The following is a 14,253-nucleotide window of genomic DNA, read 5'->3' as shown; positions in this document are numbered from 1 at the left end:
ACATGTTCCGATGACGCACCTCGACATCACGCCCACGCCCCGCGCCAGACGGCCCCGGCCCAAGGTGGTCACGCTCAGCGACGCCGCCGCCGAGCGCGTGCGCGAGATCATGGCCAAGGCCGACAAGCCCTATGCCGGCCTGCGGGTCGGGGTGAAGAACGGCGGCTGCGCGGGTCAGGAATACGTCCTCGAGTATGCGGACACGGCGAATCCTCTGGACGAGGTGGTCGAGGACAAGGGCGTGACCATCCTGATCGATCCCAAGGCGGTGCTGTTCCTGATCGGCACCGTGATCGACTATGAGGTGAGCCGGCTCTCGGCGAAGTTCGTCTTCCGCAACCCTAACGAGACCGACGCGTGCGGCTGCGGCGAGTCCGTAACCATTACACCAGCGAAACTCGACTGACGGATCGAACGGGGTATCCTGTGGCCAGCAACTCGGGACCGGACATGACCGACGACGTCGAACTGCGCCGACTGGCGACCCGCCGGGCGGATATGAAGCTGGCCTTCCGCAGCCACTTGATGGCGTACGTCATCGTGAACGCCGGTCTCGTGGCCATCTACCTGATGACCGGCGACTTCGGTGACTACTTCTGGCCCATCTGGCCGATGCTGGGCTGGGGCCTCGGCCTCTCGGCGCACGCGTTCACGGTCTACATGGATGGCGAGGGCATGCGTGACCGGCTGATCGAGCAGGAGCTCGAAAAGCTGCGCCGCAAGAACTAGTCGCCGGCGTAGGCGTAGGGCCCGCCGCGCTCCAGGGCGCGACGGTAGGCGGGCCGCTGGTGGATCTTCTTCAGGAACGCCGAGAGCTTGGGGCGGCCCACGCGGGCGGCGCCCCGTTCGGCCGCGGCCTCGGCGGGGAAGCTCATCATGATGTCGGCGGCGCTGAACTCGGCGCCGGCGAACCACTCGGCCTTCTCCAGCTCGGCTTCCCAGTAGTCGAAGTGCAACTTGAGCTGCGGGTCGATGAAACCGCTCTGGGCGCCCTTGGCGATGGCGTTGACGAGCGGTCGCAGCAGCCTCGGCGCCCGCTCGGGTAGGGCGCCGAACACCAGCTTCAACAACAGCGGCGGCATGGCCGAGCCCTCGGCGTAGTGCAGCCAGTAGCGCAGGCGCTGCCGCTCGCCCGGGGCCGCCGCCAGCCGACCCTGGCCATAGCGCTCCAGGATGTATTCGACGATGGCCCCGGTCTCTGCGATCGCCTCGCCGTCCTCGGTGATCACCGGCGACTTGCCCAGCGGGTGGATCGCACGTAGCGACTCGGGCGCCAGCATGGTCTGCGGATCGCGGTCGTAGCGGATCATCTCGTAGGGAACCTCGAGCTCCTCCAGCAGCCAAAGCACGCGCTGGGACCGGGAATTCTCGAGATGGTGGACGGTAAGCACGAAAGAGCCCTCGCAAGCTGTCTTACGAGGGCTCTTACACTCTAAGCGCGGAGTCGTATCGGCCGCGCGCGCGATGCGCTCGCTCTTCTCGGCAGGCTCCTAGCGACCCGTGAATTCGGCCTGGCGCTTCTGGACGAAGGCCATGATGCCTTCGCGGGCGTCCTCGGTGCGGCCGGCGTCGCCCTGGGCATAGGCTTCGGCCTCCACCTGGTCGTGCCAGGCGGCGTCCAGCGAATCCCACACGAGATTGCGGGTGAGGCCCAGCGACTTCGGCCCGGTGGCCAGCGCCCTGGCCAGCTCGGTGGCCTTGGCCAGGACTTCGCCGTCGGGGACGCAGCGGTTGATCAGGCCCCACTGTTCGGCGGTCGCCGCCGGCAGCTTCTCGCCCAGCAGCATCAGTTCCATGGCGCGGGCCTTGCCCACCAGCCGCGGCAGCAGCCACGTCGCGCCGCCGTCCGGCACCAGCCCGATGCGGCGGAACGCCAGCAGGAAGTAGGCGCTTTCGCCGGCCACCACGAGATCGCAGGCCAGCGCCAGCGAGACGCCGACGCCCGCGGCCACGCCATTCACCGCCGCCACCAGCGGCTTGGGCGACTTGCGGATCCGGCTGACGAAGGGGTTGTAGACGTTGAGCAGAGCCTGGTTCGGGCCCTCGCCGCTGTCGGTGGCGCGGCCGGCGGACCCGCCGCCCGAGAGGTTCGCGCCCGAGCAGAAGCCGCGGCCTTCCCCGGTCAGGATGATCGCCCGGACGTCCTTGTTGGCGATGGCCGCGCTGACGGCGGCGTCCAGGTCGGCCATCAGCTCCAGGCCGGCGGCGTTCAGGGTGCCGGGATCGTTCAGCGTGATGGTCGCGACGCCGTCGGCGACGGTCGTCTTCACCTTGGCGGGGGCTTGTGCGCCGTCCATGGCGTCCTCCTTGAATGTCTCGGAGGAGTGAAGGCCAGATACCCCGGCGTCAGCCAAGACGAATGATCAGGCCGCCCGCGTCTGCTCGTTGGCCGGGGCGATCGAGGTCCGGTTGCGCCCGCCGTTCTTCGAGGCATAGAGCGCGCCGTCGGCCCGGTCGAGGAGGCTAGTGGTGTGCTCGTTGCCGAGATGGTCGGCGACCCCGATCGAGATGGTGATGGCGCCGAGATCCTCGTTGGTCGAGCGGCGCTTCAGGATGCGCGAGCTGATCTCCTCACGCACGGTCTCCAGGATCCCCATCGCCGAGCGGCTGGTCTCGCCCGGGAAAATCAAGGCGAATTCCTCGCCGCCGTAGCGGGCCGAGAAGCGGCGTCCCTCGTTGGCGGCGCGGCCGATCACGCTGGCGACGAAACGGATGACCTGGTCGCCGGTCTGGTGGCCCCAGGTGTCGTTGAACTTCTTGAAGTGGTCGATGTCGAGGATGGCCAGGGCCAGGGGCTCTCCGGTCGCCACAGCATGGGCGCAGGCCGACTCGAACGTCTCGTCGAACGCCTTGCGGTTGGCGAGCATCGTGAGCGAGTCGGTCATGGCCTCTCGGCGAGCCTGCTCCAGGTGCTGCTTCAGGCGGCTCAGTTCATCGTTGGTGTCGGCGAGCTGGCTCTCGAGCGTCTTGTTCTCATCGCGGACCTTGGCGGTGGCGACGCTCAGGGTCTCGACCATGGCGCGGACGGCATCGGAGTTCTCGTCGTGCTCCAGCGAGGCGGACGCGCTGGCCAGCTGCTGGCCGTAGGCCTCGCTGCTCTCGCGCGCCGATTCCAACGCCCGGGTGACGCTTTCCAGTTCCTGAGTGAGGCTCTTCCCGGCGTCGAGGATCTCGCCCGACAGTTTGGCGTGGGGCAGATGCTTCTCGGCGATCTGCTCGGCGACCTGTTCGGTGAAGTGCTGGCCCGACGACAGCACGGAGTCGATCTCCGTGGCGACATCGCCGTCCTTGGCCGCGACGTAGTGCAGCCACAGCTCGAAATTGAGCGTGGTGGGCCAGACGCGGTTGGACTCCATGGCTTCGATGGCCTTGCGGGCCCAATCGTATGCCTTGGGGCTGCGTAGGATAGAATCGAGGTCCTTCGACATGCCGCCGAAAATATCGGCCCGACCCCAAACGACGGGTTAAAGCGCCAGATTAATCTTCCGAGGTCTTCGGCGTGGCGCGGGTCAGGAAAGCGGGGATGTCCCCACCGAAACCGACGACCCGGTCATTGTCCTCGGGGTCACGCCCGCGGGCGCCGCGGTCGTCCCGTGGGCGATCGTTGCGTGCGGGGCGCTCGTCGCGGCGCGGGCGAGATTCGCGGTCGGGACGGGGCTCGCGGTCCGGACGAGGCTCACGCGCTTCAGCTTCGGGGCGGGCTTCGCGCGGGGCGCGGTCTTCACGCTCGCGACGGGGCCGCTCGCGACGGGCGCGGGCAGGGGCCTCCTCGGCCTGGGGCGCAGGCGCCTCGGCCTGGACCTCGACAGGGGCCTCGGCCTGCGGGCGGGTTTCCCGCGGGGGCCGTTCGCGGTCGCGGCCGCGCGGACCGCCAGGCCCGCGGTCCCGGCCGCCGCTGCGTTCGCGGCCGCCACTGCGGCCGGCGCGCGGTTCGTCCTTGATGCTGCCCCAGTCGATGCCGTCGATGACGATCTCTTCCGGGACCTTGCCGATCAGCTTGAGCACCTTGTCCAGGTTCCGGCTGTCGGCGGGCGTCACGATCATGAACGCCTGACCCAGGCGCCCCGCGCGGCCGGTCCGGCCGATACGGTGCACATAGTCGTCGGCGTGGTGCGGCACGTCGTAGTTGAAGACGTGGCTGACGGCGGGGATGTCCAGGCCGCGGGCCGCGACGTCAGAGGCGCACAGCAGGCGAAGCGCGCCGCTGCGGAAGCTCTCCAGCGTGCGCATCCGGGTGGCCTGGTCCAGGTCGCCGTGGATCGGCGCGGCGTCCAGGCCGTGCTTCTTCAGCGACTTGGCGACGATGTCGACTTCGGACTTGCGATTGCAGAACACGATGCCGTTCTTCACGTCCGCGCGGCCGATCAGCTCGCGCAGCGCCGTGCGCTTGGCTTTGGGGTCGGCGGTCGGGATCCGCACCAGGTTCTGGGTGATCGTGTCTGCGGTCGTCGCCGGCTTCGAGGCCTCGACGCGGATCGGATCGTTCAGGAACTGCTTTGTGAGGCGCGTGATCTCGGGCGGCATGGTCGCCGAGAAGAACAGCGTCTGCTTCTTGGGCGGCGTCAGCTTGAAGATGCGCTCGAGGTCGGGAATGAAGCCCATGTCCAGCATGCGGTCGGCTTCATCGACCACCATGATCTGCACGCCGGTCATCAGCAGCTTGCCGCGCTCGAAATGGTCCAGCAGACGGCCAGGCGTGGCGATGAGCACGTCGACGCCGCGGTCCAGCTTCTGTTCCTGGTCCTTGAACGAGACGCCGCCGATCAGCAGGGCCCACGTGAGCTTCTGGTCCTTGGCGTACTTCTCGAACGAAGCGGCGACCTGGTCGGCCAGTTCGCGGGTCGGCGCGATCACCAGGGCGCGCGGCATGCGCGCCTTGGCGCGGCCGGCGGCCAGACGATCGATCATCGGCAGGGTGAAGGCGGCGGTCTTGCCGGTGCCCGTCTGGGCGATGCCCAGAACGTCGCGCCCGTGCAGGGCATAGGGGATCGCCTCGGCCTGGATCGGCGTGGCGGTGGTGTAGCCGGTGTCGGCGACGGCCTTCAGGGTCGCAGGCGACAGGCCAAGATCGGAGAATTCGGTCATTCGTGTCCGGGTGGGCGGCGCCCACTCAAGTGAGGCTGGCGCAACGCGGCTGCGCAGGCGGAGATCGCCACGCGCGCGGAACATACGGTCAACCTGCGTCAAGTCAACGCGTGCCGGACAGTGAAGTTCATTGCGCCTCGCGGCGGACCCCCGGCGCAGGGCGCTCTAGATGTCCAGATCGGCCACGGCGAACTCGGCGTTCTCCTGGATGAACTGGAAGCGCGCCTCGGGTTTGCGGCCCATCAGGCGCTCGACCAGGTCCTCCACCAGTTCCTCGGCCCGAGGCAGGGTGACCCGCGCGAGCGTACGGGTCTTGGGATCCATGGTGGTTTCCTTGAGCTGGTTCGGCATCATCTCGCCCAGGCCCTTGAAGCGGCTGATCTCGGGTTTCTTGCCCTTGAAGTCGCTGGCCAGCAGCTGGTCGCGATGCTCGTTGTCACGGGCGTAGACCGCCTTGCCGCCGTGGCTCAGGCGATAGAGCGGCGGCAGCGCGAGGTAGAGACGGCCGGTCCGGATCAGGTCGGGCATCGTGCGATAGAAGAAGGTGATCAACAGGCTCGCAATGTGGGCGCCGTCCACGTCGGCGTCCGTCATGATGATGATGCGGTCGTAGCGGAGGTCTTCGTCCCTGAACTTCGACCCCGTCTGCGCGCCCAGCGCCAGCAGCAGGTCGGACAGCTCCTTGTTGCCGCCGAACTTGTCGGCCGTGGCCGAGGCGACGTTCAGGATCTTGCCGCGCAGGGGCAGGATCGCCTGGGTCTTGCGGTCGCGCGCCTGCTTGGCCGAGCCGCCGGCCGAGTCGCCTTCGACCAGGAAGAGTTCGGTGCCCGTGGTGGACGATCCCGCGCAGTCGGCCAGCTTGCCGGGCAGCCGCAGCTTGCGGGTGGCCGAGGCGCGGGCGACTTCCTTGTCCTTGCGCCGCTTCAGGCGCTCCTCGGCGCGCTCCACCACGAACTGGAGCAGCGCGCTGGCGGCCTTGGGCTGTGCGGTCAGCCAGTGGTCAAAGGGGTCGGCCAGCGCCTTCTCGACCAGGCGCTGGGCCTCGACGTCACCAGCTTTTCCTTGGTCTGGCCCTGGAATTCCGGGTCGCGGATGAACACGCTGACCAGCGCGCCGGCCTGGGAGACCACGTCGTCGGCGGTGATCAGGCCGCCCCGCTTCTCGCCCACCAGTTCGGCGTACTGCTTGAGCCCGCGCGTCATCGCCGCCCGCAGGCCGCTCTCGTGTGTGCCGCCCTCCGGCGTGGGCACGGTGTTGCAGTACGACTGCATGAAGCTGTCGGCCTCGCCGAAGCCGGCGGGCGTCCAGGCGACCGCCCACTCGACCTTGCCGGCCTCGCCGGGGCGCTCGTAGCGGCCGGTGAAGGGCTCGGGCGTGACGGTCTCCAGCCCCTTGATCCGCTCGGCCAGGAAGTCGGCCAGGCCGTTGGGGAAGCGGAAGACCGCCTCGGGCGGCGTCTGGTCCTGGATCCGTGACGGATCGCATTTCCAGCGGATCTCGACCCCGCCGAACAGATAGGCCTTGGACCGCGCCATCCGGTAGAGGCGGGCCGGCTTGAACGCCACGCCGTCGCCGAAGATCACCGGGTCGGGCGTGAAGCTGATCTGCGTGCCCTTCTTGCGCGTGGGGCCCAGCTTCTCGATCGGAGCGACCGACTTGCCCCGCGTGAAGGCCTGGCGCCATTCGAAGCCGTCCTTCCAGGCGGTGACCTCGACGCGCTCGGAAAGGGCGTTCACCACCGAGACGCCAACCCCATGCAGGCCGCCCGAGGTCTCGTAAGCCTTGCCCGAGAATTTCCCGCCGGAGTGCAGGACGGTCATGATGACTTCCAGGGCCGACTTGCCCGGATACTTCGGGTGCGGGTCCACGGGGATGCCGCGGCCGTCGTCGGTGACGGTCAGGGCCCCGTCGGCGTCCAGGCTCACCGTGATCACCTTGGCGTGGCCGGCGACGGCCTCGTCCATGGCGTTGTCGAGCACTTCCGCGAACAGGTGGTGCAGCGCGCGCTCGTCGGTGCCGCCGATGTACATGCCCGGCCGCTTGCGGACCGGCTCCAGTCCCTCGAGAACCTCGATGTCCTTGGCGGAATAGCCGCCCTTGGCCGGGGCGGCGTCGGCCCGCGGCTCATGGCTCTCGGCCAGCGGCGCGGCCGGCACGGGATTGAGGGCGTCGTCGCCAAAGAGGTCGGGAACAGGTTTGGGGGAGGGGTTGGACATCTTGCGGTGAATTTGCGTCGATTCTCGGCCGGCCACCCTATGGGCGCGCGGGGGTGGTCGGGTCAAAGGAAAGCGAAATTCTCCCGAGGGGCGAACGGGAGTCGCCTCCTGCGCATAGCGCGATCGGCTGATGCGGGGAGGCCCCGGATTCGGCGACCGTGGGGGCGACGAGAAACACCACCGGAAACGCCATGTCACACTTTCGCAAACTCGTCGCCGGCCTGGCCGGCGCCTGCGTCCTGGCCATGGGCGCCGAGGCTTCGGCCGGCGTTACGGTTGTCGGCGCCGTGCGCGTCGAGATCACCAGCGCGGTGCCCGACTTCCTCCAGATTTTCGACGTCAGCGCCCTGGAGTTCGGGACGCTGGATGACGTTGCTTCAGTGGCCGAGGGCGCCTCGGCAAGCGCCGTCAGCTCAGGGTTCGGTACGTCGACGATCGATGCGATCGATGGGTCCGTCTTCTCGCCTTACTATTCGGCTTCGGGGGACAGTTCGGAAAAGCTGACCATCCAGCTGGGCCGGACGGCGACGCTGTCCAGCCTCAGCATCTTGGGTCGCACCGACTGTTGCCGAAGCCGCGACTTCTGGAATGTCAGCATCTTCGGAGCGGGTGACTCCCTGCTGTTCAGCGGGCAGCTCGATGCGCGCCAAGCTGCGGGTTCGGTCGCCAGAGTCGACTTCGACGCGCCCGTGGGCGGAATCCCTGAGCCCGCGACCTGGGCGATGATGATCCTCGGCTTCGGCGCCGCCGGCGTGGCGATCCGTCGCCGTCGGCTCGCGGTGGCCTGAGAGGGCTAACCCGCCAGTCGCATCATCAGCTTCACCAGGTCGGTCTGGCGGGCCACGCCCGACTTCTCGAAGACGCGGGCGATCTGGAAGCGGACCGTATGCAGGCTCAGCCCGAAGCGGTCCGCGGCCTCCGGCAGGCTCAGGCCGTCGAAGATCGCGTCGGCCAGCCGGGCTTCGGCGGCGGTCAGGCCGAACAGCAGCCGCAGTTCGTCGGCCGGCGAGCGAAGCTGGCGATCCAGGTCGGCGACCGAGACCAGCAGGCCGCCCGGCGCACCGAAGATCGGCATCCCGCCGCCTGGGATGGGCGATGTGCGCAGCGCCAGCGGCAGTCGGCCCAGAGGCGAGGGGATGCCCATGGCGCCGCCCGTCCGCTCGCCGTCCGCCAGGAGGCCGGCCGCAATGAGCTTCTGCAGCGCGGCGTTGCTCTCGGAGTTGGAAGCGTACAGGCGACCGGCGGTGAGGCCCAGGCCACGGCCTTCGCCCAGCAGCGACGTGGCGCGCTGGTTGGCGTGGATCGCCTGGCCGGCGGCGTCGAGCACGAAGACCGCGTGGACCGAGGCCTCGACCGCCTGGACCAGGTCGTGCGTGAGACCCAGACGGCCGGCCAGGTTGCGCCCCATCTTGTAGGCGCGAACCAGGTGCGGCCGCAGCCGAAGGGCGGCTTCCAGGTCGGCGCCGTCGTAGCGTCCGCGCTGCTGTGACCGGCCCACCGTGATGGTGCAGACCTCACGCTCGGCCAGTTCCAACCGAATCCACAGCGCGGAGTTGATGTTCTGTGGCCTCAGAAAGTCGTTGAAGAACTCGCTTCGCTCGAAGTCTTCGCGCGACAGCGCCGCCTCGTCGGTCGCGACGCCCGAGCTGAGGCCCAGGCGGTAGCTGGCGGGGTCTTCCACGACGGTGAGCACGTTGCGGCGTTCGAAGTGCTCGGCATAGGCCGTCAGCGTCTCGGGGTCCGCGCGCGCCAGCAGGGCTTCGCCTGAGCCGTCGACGATGCTCAGCCGGGACAGCGTGGCGCCTTCGCCGCCGACCCGGTCGGCGACCCGCTCCATGACCTTGGTCCACAGGCTGGGATCCAGCGCCGCCCCGTAGATCAGGTCCACGATGTCCTCATCCCCGGACATGGCGTCTCCATAGCACGATCGCGCTATGCTGGAGCTTGCCGCCCACGTTCGGCATCCCCCGATCGCGCTATGCCGGAGCGGTGGGCGCCATGTGTCGAGCCGCGGGGGCTGTCCCGCGAGGTTGATTCTGGTGCACCCTTGCCGCGCGGCTGTCGGAGGGCGTCTTGGCGAGCTGGCGGGATCCGGAGATTGCGGGTGTTCGCGCGCTGATGGCGGCTCGCCGTCCTGACCCCGGCGCGCCTCCGCCCAGCCTCTCAGAGCGCCGCTCGGCGATGGACGCCCTGGGCGAGGCGGGCGCATTGCCCACGGGTTGTTGGCACGAGCCGCTGACCCTGGGCGGTGTCCGCTGCGAGCGGGTCACGCCCGACGGCGCCCTGGCCGAACGACGCCTGCTCTATCTCCACGGCGGCGCCTATACGGCCGGCAGCCCGCGCAGCCACAGGCCGCTGGCCGCGCGTCTGGCGGAGGCGGCGCGGACGCGCGCGATCGTCGCCGACTATCGGCTTGCGCCCGAGCATCGCTTCCCCGCCGCGGTGGACGACGCCGAGGCGGTCTATCGGGCGTTGCTGGACGAGGGCGTGGCGCCGGCGAGCCTCGTAGTGGCGGGCGACTCGGCAGGGGGCGGCCTGACCATGGCGCTGGCGCTGCGGCTCAAGGCCCAGAACCTGCCCCAGCCCGCCGGGTTCTTCGTGATCAGCCCCTGGGTCGATCTCGCCCAGTCCGGCCCCAGCTATCGCACCAAGGCCGACACGGACCCGATGATCAGCAAGGCGGGCCTCGACGCCAGCGCGCGCGACTATCTCGGCGGCCTGGAGGCGTCCGACCCGCTGGCCTCGCCGATCCTGGGCGACTTCGAAGGCGTCGCCCCGGTGCTGATCCAGACCGGCTCGGAAGAGGCCCTGCTCAGCGACAGCATCACCCTGGCCGATGTCCTGGCCCACGCCCGCGTGGACGTGCGTCTCGAGGTCTGGCCCGAGATGATCCACGTCTTCCACGCCTGGGGCGCCGCCCTGCAGGCCGCCCGCCGGGCCATCAGGGTGGCGGGCGTCTGGATGGACGAACGGTTCGCCTGAACCGGCCTACTTCGCCCGGTAGATCTCGCTCAGCAGGTCCGGCGTTCCTGGGATGCGTTCCAGCCGCGGGTAGCGCAGGCCGCCCTTGTAGGTGATGGCGATGGTCTGGAAGTGGTCGCCGTTCTTGACCAGCAGGCTGATTGGCCGCCCGTCCTTGGCCGCCGTGATCGCGGTCTTCAGGCGTTCGGCGTCATAAGCGATGCCGTCCACCGCCAGGATCCGGGTCGAGACCGTCAGGCCGGCGTCGAAGGCCGGGCTGTCCCACAGCACGCTCGTGACCTCGCCCTCGCGGTTCAGCACCACGCCCAGCGAGTAGGTGAGGTTGGTCTGCTTGTTGGCGGTCTCCACCGCCCTGAAGTAGCCGGTCGGCGTGTCGGTGTAGACCAGCTTCCAGCCGCCGCGGGTGATGCCGTCCAGCGGCGGCTTCACGGCCACGTCCTTGACCCGGACCTTCAGGAACTCGGCCCAGTCGTAGGGCTCGACCGCGTTCAGGGTCGCGACCACGTCGTCGAAGGCATAGGGCCGAACCGTGCGGTCGCCGTCCTTGCCGCCGAAGAAGGCGCGGGCGAAGTCGTCCAGCGACCGCTTCCCCCCCGACCGCTCGCGGATCAGGGTGTCGGCGTCCAGCCAGATCAGCTGGCCCTCGGAGTAATAGTCCTCGCTGCGCTGCCAGCTCACCCACGGCTGCGGCCGGCGGGCCGACATCACCGGGTCCTGGCCGGTGTCTTCCATCTGCCGCCAGCGGCGGCCGATGCGGTTCTCGAAGGTGGCGGCGGTGGCGGCCAGCGCCTCCAGGCTCTCGTCCTTCGAGAACATCCCCGAGCGGCCGCCCAGGACATAGCCCCAGTACTGATCCTGCCCCTCGTAGACCCACAGCAGCTGGCCGCGCATGGGCACGTTGTAGTTGGGCGTCCACAGCTCGGCCGGGCGGCGATACTTGCCATCCCACGAGTGGGAGTACTCGTGCGGCAGCAGGTTGCGGTCGGTGACCGCCTTGTCGAAGTCGGTGAAGTAGCCGGGCTCGACCTGGTTCTCGCTGGACCGGTGATGTTCCAGACCGATGCTGCCCAGGCGATCCGAGATGGCCAGCAGGAATTCGTAGCGGTCGAAGGGGCGCGAGCCGAACAGCTTGTCGGCCTGGCGGATCAGGTTCTTGTGCTTCTCGACGACCGGCGCGCTCACTTCCAACTCGCCCGCGGTGTCCCCGACCACGTTGAGACGGACCGGGAACTTCGCGCCGGGGTCGAGATCGATCTGGCGGAAGTAGCGGCCGGCGAACATCGGGCTGTCCACCAGGGTCTCGAAGTCCACCGGCTTGAAGCGCACCGAGTCCGCCTCTCGGCTGACCGTGTCCAGCGCGATCCCGTAGCCCCAGCCGGCGGGCAGCTTGATCCGCGGCTCGACCATCACGCGGCGGCTGAAGTGGCCGGCCGGGTAGAGGGCCACCGCCTCCCACTGCAGGTTCAGCATCTCGGGCGTCACCATCACCCGACCCTGGTTGGGCGCCGTAGGGGTGAGGAACTGGAACTCGGCCGTGATCTCGCGCGCGCCGGCGGGCACGGTCAGGTGGAAGGCGTAGACGTCGACCGTGTCGCGCACCCACGGGATGACCTTGCCGTCGGCCTTGATGACCAGCCCGGCCAGCTTGTCGATCGCGCCGCGCGGGGCGTGCTTGCCGGGCAGCCATTGCGGGTAGAGCAGGGTGAGCGGCCCCGCCTGAGCGACGGGGATGGTCTCCTTCACGCGCCAGATGCGCCGGGCCGTATCGGTGAGATCGACCTCCAGCCTGATCACGCCCGGATAGGCCACGTCCCGCGGCGTCGGGACCGCTGGAGGCATCGGCGCAGGTTGTGGCCCTTCGGACGGCTGGGCGATGGCCGGCATGGCCACCGCCAGCATCGCGGCGGCGGCAAGGAACGCGGATTTCAAGGTGACACTCGGATGACGGATTTTCTGACGTTCTAAAGCCGGATGGCCGTCCGCCTCAACCGTCGCCGCCGCGTCCGAAGTCGCTCCGGCGGCTCGGTCGCGCCGAACGAAAAGGGCCGCGGATCTCTCCGCGGCCCCCACGCACATCAACTTTCGCTGACTAGCACTTGTAGTACATGTCGAATTCCACCGGGTGCGGGTGGAGCTGAAGGCGCATGACCTCTTCCATCTTCAGCTCGATGTAGCTGTCGATGAAGTCGTCATCCATCACGCCGCCCTTCTTGAGGAAGGCCCGGTCCTTGTCGAGGTTCTCGAGGGCTTCGCGCAGCGAGCCGCAGACTTCCGGGATCTTCTTCTGTTCGCGCGGCGGCAGATCGTAGAGGTTCTTGTCGGCGGGCGCGCCCGGATCGATCTTGTTCTCGATGCCGTCGAGGCCGGCCATCAGCAGGGCCACGAACGTCAGGTAGGGGTTGCCCATCGGGTCGGGGAAGCGGGCTTCCAGGCGCTTGGCCTTGGGGCTGTCCACGTGCGGGATGCGGATCGAGGCCGAGCGGTTGCGGGCCGAATAGGCCAGCTTCACCGGCGCTTCGTAGCCGGGGACCAGGCGCTTGTACGAGTTCGTCGTCGAGTTCGAGAACGCGTTGATCGCCTTGGCGTGCTTGATGATGCCGCCGATGTACCACAGGCACAGGTCGCTCAGGCCGGCGTACTTGTCGCCCGCGAAGAGCGGCTTGCCGTTGGCCCAGATCGACTGGTGCACGTGCATGCCCGAGCCGTTGTCGCCGAACATCGGCTTGGCCATGAAGGTGGCCGTCTTGCCGTAGGCGTGGGCCACGTTGTGGATCACGTACTTATAGAGCTGCAGGCGGTCGGCCATGGTGATCATGGTGTCGAACTTCAGGCCGAGCTCGTGCTGGGCCGGCGCCACCTCGTGGTGGTGCTTTTCCGGCTTCATGCCCAGCTCGCCCATGACGGCCAGCATTTCGCCGCGCAGATCCTGGCCGGAGTCGACCGGGTTCACGGGGAAGTAGCCGCCCTTCGGACCCGGGCGGTGGCCCATGTTGCCCTCGGGGTAGGCCTTGCCGCTGTTCACCGGCAGCTCGACCGAGTCGAACGAGTAGCGGGTGTCCTGCGGCGAGGTGTTCCACTGCACGTCGTCGAAGATGAAGAACTCGGCCTCGGGGCCGAAGTAGACGGTGTCGCCGATCCCGGCCGACTTCACGTAATTGAGCGCCGCCTTGGCGATGGAGCGCGGGTCGCGGTTGTAGGGCGTGTTGGTGTCGGGGTTCACGATGTCGCAGAACAGCGCCAGCGTGGTCTGCTGGTAGAACGGGTCGATGATCGCCGTGTCCAGATCGGGACGCAGCTTCATGTCGGACTCGTTGATGGCCTTCCAGCCGGCGATCGAGGAGCCGTCGAACATGGTCCCGTCGGTGAGGAAGTCATCGTCCACCAAGTCGATGTCGAAGGTCACGTGCTGCATCTTCCCGCGCACGTCGGTGAAGCGGACGTCGACGTATTTGACGTCCTTCTCCTTGATCATGTTCAGGATGTCTTTGGCGGAAGCCATGGCGGTTATCCCCTTCTTGGAAGTCTCGATGATCAGATAGCGATGGTTCCGGTCTCGCCGGTGCGGATGCGCACCACGTCGAGGACCTCGGAAATGAAGATCTTGCCGTCGCCGATGCGGCCCGTGCGGGCGGCGCCGGCGATCGCCTCGACGGCGCGGTCGACCTGGTCGTCGGCCAGGACCACCTCGATCTTGATCTTGGGCAGGAAGTCCACGACGTACTCGGCGCCGCGGTACAGCTCAGTCTGGCCCTTCTGACGGCCGTAGCCCTTGGCCTCGACCACGGTCATGCCCTGGACGCCGAGCTCCTGGAGGGCCTCTTTCACCTCGTCCAGCTTGAACGGCTTGATGATGGCTTCGATCTTTTTCATGGACCCAACTTCAGGAACCGGTGGGAAGACGCCCCGGCGATCGCGGGCGACCCAGCACGCACCGGCCGCAGGCGACAAGCAGGGTTTGGTTGCCTGCCGT

Annotated in this window: 11 protein-coding genes and 2 pseudogenes; 4 read left to right on the top strand and 9 right to left on the bottom strand. The window is 68.4% G+C overall.

The genetic code is table 11. From position 1 onward, the window contains the following. The first annotated feature begins 10 nt into the window (after nt 1-10). Nucleotides 11-406 (top strand): HesB/IscA family protein, encoded by a 396-nt coding sequence (locus ACQ66R_RS02195; protein WP_430418839.1) that lies wholly within the window; start codon nt 11-13, stop codon nt 404-406. Between the two features lie 44 nt (nt 407-450). Next, complete coding sequence (locus ACQ66R_RS02190; protein WP_430418837.1) at nt 451-729, top strand: 2TM domain-containing protein; 279 nt, start codon at nt 451-453, stop codon at nt 727-729. Here ACQ66R_RS02190 and ACQ66R_RS02185 read toward each other — a convergent pair. The 5 genes and pseudogenes from ACQ66R_RS02185 to parE all read right to left on the bottom strand — a co-directional run bounded on the left by ACQ66R_RS02185 (nt 726) and on the right by parE (nt 7,301). Next, a complete protein-coding gene (locus ACQ66R_RS02185) occupies nt 726-1,391 on the bottom strand; it encodes a glutathione S-transferase family protein (protein WP_430418835.1) in 666 nt (221 codons plus the stop codon). The genes ACQ66R_RS02190 and ACQ66R_RS02185 overlap by 4 nt on opposite strands. A gap of 99 nt (nt 1,392-1,490) precedes the next feature. Next, entirely contained in the window at nt 1,491-2,297 is an 807-nt protein-coding gene (locus ACQ66R_RS02180; protein WP_430418833.1) for an enoyl-CoA hydratase/isomerase, read from the bottom strand. Between the two features lie 66 nt (nt 2,298-2,363). Then, a complete protein-coding gene (locus ACQ66R_RS02175; RefSeq protein ID WP_430418831.1) occupies nt 2,364-3,428 on the bottom strand; it encodes a diguanylate cyclase in 1,065 nt (354 codons plus the stop codon). 49 nt (nt 3,429-3,477) lie between these two features. Then, complete coding sequence (locus ACQ66R_RS02170) at nt 3,478-5,085, bottom strand: DEAD/DEAH box helicase (RefSeq protein WP_430418829.1); 1,608 nt, start codon at nt 5,083-5,085, stop codon at nt 3,478-3,480. 165 nt (nt 5,086-5,250) lie between these two features. Next, nucleotides 5,251-7,301: pseudogene (parE, locus tag ACQ66R_RS02165) on the bottom strand (DNA topoisomerase IV subunit B). A 689-nt stretch (nt 7,302-7,990) separates the two neighbouring features. On the opposite strand from parE, the pseudogene ACQ66R_RS02160 reads away from it, so the two are divergent. Next, nucleotides 7,991-8,089 (top strand): annotated as a pseudogene (locus ACQ66R_RS02160) (PEPxxWA-CTERM sorting domain-containing protein); the annotation flags it as partial. Nucleotides 8,090-8,094: 5 nt separating this feature from the next. On the opposite strand, the gene ACQ66R_RS02155 reads toward ACQ66R_RS02160, so the two are convergent. Beyond that, the gene (locus tag ACQ66R_RS02155) at nt 8,095-9,210 is read right to left on the bottom strand and encodes a helix-turn-helix transcriptional regulator (RefSeq protein WP_430418828.1); all 1,116 of its coding nucleotides are present in this window, start codon (nt 9,208-9,210) and stop codon (nt 8,095-8,097) included. Nucleotides 9,211-9,374: 164 nt separating this feature from the next. Between ACQ66R_RS02155 and ACQ66R_RS02150 the strand changes: the two genes are divergently transcribed. Next, entirely contained in the window at nt 9,375-10,283 is a 909-nt protein-coding gene (locus ACQ66R_RS02150) for an alpha/beta hydrolase (RefSeq protein WP_430418826.1), read from the top strand. Nucleotides 10,284-10,289: 6 nt separating this feature from the next. On the opposite strand, the gene ACQ66R_RS02145 is transcribed toward ACQ66R_RS02150, so the two are convergent. The 3 genes from ACQ66R_RS02145 to ACQ66R_RS02135 all read right to left on the bottom strand — a co-directional run bounded on the left by ACQ66R_RS02145 (nt 10,290) and on the right by ACQ66R_RS02135 (nt 14,153). Then, the gene (locus ACQ66R_RS02145) at nt 10,290-12,212 is read right to left on the bottom strand and encodes a M61 family metallopeptidase (RefSeq protein WP_430418824.1); all 1,923 of its coding nucleotides are present in this window, start codon (nt 12,210-12,212) and stop codon (nt 10,290-10,292) included. Between the two features lie 160 nt (nt 12,213-12,372). Next, nucleotides 12,373-13,782: a type I glutamate--ammonia ligase gene (glnA, locus tag ACQ66R_RS02140; protein WP_430418822.1), complete on the bottom strand. Its 1,410-nt coding sequence runs from the start codon at nt 13,780-13,782 to the stop codon at nt 12,373-12,375. 32 nt (nt 13,783-13,814) lie between these two features. Next, nucleotides 13,815-14,153, bottom strand: coding sequence for a P-II family nitrogen regulator (locus ACQ66R_RS02135; protein ID WP_293359540.1), 339 nt, complete (start codon nt 14,151-14,153; stop codon nt 13,815-13,817). Nucleotides 14,154-14,253 lie beyond the last annotated feature (100 nt).

The sequence above is a fragment of the Phenylobacterium sp. genome, assembly GCF_965284355.1.
In the GTDB taxonomy this organism is placed as follows: domain Bacteria; phylum Pseudomonadota; class Alphaproteobacteria; order Caulobacterales; family Caulobacteraceae; genus Phenylobacterium.
This window is presented reverse-complemented; position numbering and strand designations above follow the sequence as displayed.